This window comes from Paracoccus sp. MC1854 (assembly GCF_014164635.1).
Classification (GTDB): Bacteria; Pseudomonadota; Alphaproteobacteria; order Rhodobacterales; family Rhodobacteraceae; genus Paracoccus.
This window is the reverse complement of record NZ_JACJFU010000098.1, coordinates 1-2,303: the sequence shown is the minus strand read 5'-3', so window position 1 is coordinate 2,303 and position 2,303 is coordinate 1. Positions and strand designations below refer to the sequence as shown.

Here is a 2,303-nt window from a genome sequence, read left to right as displayed (position 1 = left end):
ATGAGCGGCAAGGGCAATGGTTATGACAACTCGGCCCTCGGGAGCTTCTTCAAATCGCTGAAGGCTGAACTGGTCTGGCGCCGCGACTGGCCCACCCGGCGCGAGGTCGAAATCGCCCTCTTGGAATGCATCAACGGCCTCTCACAACCCGCGCCGCAAACACTCGGCACTGGACTGGAAATTACCCGTGGCCCTCGAACAAAGGGCTGCCTGACATGAGCACCTGACCGGAACAGAACCGGGACAGGTCCATAGAGGCACCTGCACTACCTTGTTCACCGGCAGGAACCGGAACCCCCGTGCCCCGTGCGATCGCGAGGTTACGCGCAGCCTGGAAACGCTGCTCCGCATCGGTGGCGTCACCGGCAAGCTTTGCCTCCCACGCCTCGATCATCTCGGACCAGACGGCGTCCGCCTTCCGCTCCGCCAGACTGGGACTGTCAGTATGCAGAGCCACCCAGACGAACTTGCAAGGCGCGATCGCCCCGTAACGCGCAGGCACCCGCTTGTAGAGCGACAGCTTGCCTCGGCTGCCCCGTGCCTTGATCGCCATGATGCATCACCTCCCAAGCAGGTGACTGTAACGCATAATTTATGGCAATATTGGGATGTTCGTATCTCATCCGCCTTTTATAAATGAGAAAACAACAGGTTAAACACTGAGTCACAATGAGAACTGGCGAGGGAGTTTGACAAAGATCGAACTCTCTCCCGTGCCGATGGCTGCGGCACGGGAGAGCCGCGAAATGCTGCGCAACAACGGGGGACAGTAACTCGGTTTTAGCCTGAGGCGCCGCTAGGCTAGTCTGGACCACCATCCGCCCTCAACTTGCGGACCGCCATCAAAAGCTCCTCGACCGCGTGCTCTGCGGCGGCGAGCTTCATGGCCGCCATCAGGTCCTGCCGTCCCGCCAACGCGAGGAATGTTCCCAACACCTCGTCGGAGTGCCGGGCCAGCGAGACCAGGTGGTCACCGCTCGGACCGTACCTTCCGGCAAACCAGTTCTTCACAGTCTTCCCGTTCGCCCCAGTTCAGGACGCAACGACCTTTGCCCCCACCCTGCTGTCGCCAATTGATCTGCGCAGCGCCGCCGCGATTTCGTCGGCGAACCGGTTCTCGGGTTCTTGTTGACCATTTCCACCGTATCCTTTTTCCTTCGGAAAGAACTTGCCCTTTTTCGGAAACGACATTCCGGCCTCCCTCGCTTTACATGGACAGGAGGGATTCAGCCCTGGATTCAGGCGGTTCGGATGGATTTGCCAGCAATACCCAGGAGATGCATGTGTGAGCGGTCGATCTTCGACCATTTCCAGCAAGAGCGACGGTGCGTCAGCGATGGACGTCCCAGCAGTCGCCTACGTGCGGATGTCGACCGATCACCAGAAATACTCGACCGAGAACCAACTGGACGTAATCCGCAGCTACGCCGTTGCACGAGGACTGCAGATCTTGCGCGTGTTCGAGGATTCAGGACGTTCCGGGCTGCGGCTCGACGGCCGGGAGGCGCTGTAGAACCTGATGGCCGAGGTTCAATCCGGCCAGGCCGAATTCAAGGCGATCCTCGTCTATGACGTCAGCCGCTGGGGGCGGTTTCAGGATGCCGACGAGGGCGCCTACCACGAGCATGTCTGTTCCCGCGCCGGGATCCGGGTCCACTACTGCGGCGAGCAGTTCGAGAATGACGGCAGCATTGGCTCCAACCTTCTGAAAACCGTCAAGCGGGTGATGGCGGGCGAGTACAGCCGCGAGCTATCGGTCAAGGTATTCGCCGGACAGTGCCGCCTCGTGGAACTCGGTTATCGTCAGGGAGGCGCGGCGGGATATGGCCTGCGGCGAGTCCTGATCGACGAGCACGGCAACCCGAAGGGCGAGTTGTCTCGCGGCGAACAGAAAAGCCTGCAGACCGACCGCGTGATCCTGCTGCCCGGGTCCGAGGGGGAGCAGCGTGTCGTCCAGCGCATGTACGAAATGTTCGTCAACGAGGGGCTCATGGAGCGCGAGATCGCGGAAACCCTGAACGGCGAAGGACACCGCACCGATCTCGACCGACCGTGGACGCGGGCCACCGTCCATCAAGTGCTGACAAACGAAAAATACATCGGGAACAATGTCTTCGCGAAGGTGTCATTCAAGCTGAAGCAGCGCCGTGTTGTGAACCCGCGAAAAATGTGGATCGAGAGTGTCTGATCTTCTGTGTATGACTGACCCGGTCCATGCTTCCTGAGAGGAGCAAGGACGATGACGATTTCCAACGAGCTGCTGGACGAGTTGCTGAAGGGCTGCAAGCGGCCCGAGGATCTGC

General features: G+C 60.2%; 3 protein-coding genes and 2 pseudogenes. 2 read left to right on the top strand and 3 right to left on the bottom strand.

Annotated elements, in window-relative coordinates:
• A pseudogene (locus H5395_RS18650) lies at positions 1–214 on the top strand (IS3 family transposase); the annotation flags it as partial.
• Here H5395_RS18650 and H5395_RS18155 read toward each other — a convergent pair.
• The 3 genes from H5395_RS18155 to H5395_RS19245 form a co-directional block, all read right to left on the bottom strand.
• Positions 182–553: a hypothetical protein gene (locus H5395_RS18155; protein WP_182793931.1), complete on the bottom strand. Its 372-nt coding sequence runs from the start codon at positions 551–553 to the stop codon at positions 182–184. The pseudogene H5395_RS18650 and the gene H5395_RS18155 sit on opposite strands and share 33 nt — an antisense overlap.
• A gap of 248 nt (positions 554–801) precedes the next feature.
• The gene (locus H5395_RS19250; RefSeq protein ID WP_234450871.1) at positions 802–1,011 is read right to left on the bottom strand and encodes a hypothetical protein; all 210 of its coding nucleotides are present in this window, start codon (positions 1,009–1,011) and stop codon (positions 802–804) included.
• 21 nt (positions 1,012–1,032) lie between these two features.
• On the bottom strand, positions 1,033–1,191 hold the full coding sequence (locus H5395_RS19245; protein ID WP_234450872.1) for a hypothetical protein: 159 nt from the start codon (positions 1,189–1,191) through the stop codon (positions 1,033–1,035).
• A gap of 145 nt (positions 1,192–1,336) precedes the next feature.
• Between H5395_RS19245 and H5395_RS18145 the strand changes: the two are divergent.
• Positions 1,337–2,182, top strand: a pseudogene (locus tag H5395_RS18145) (recombinase family protein); the annotation flags it as partial.
• Positions 2,183–2,303 lie beyond the last annotated feature (121 nt).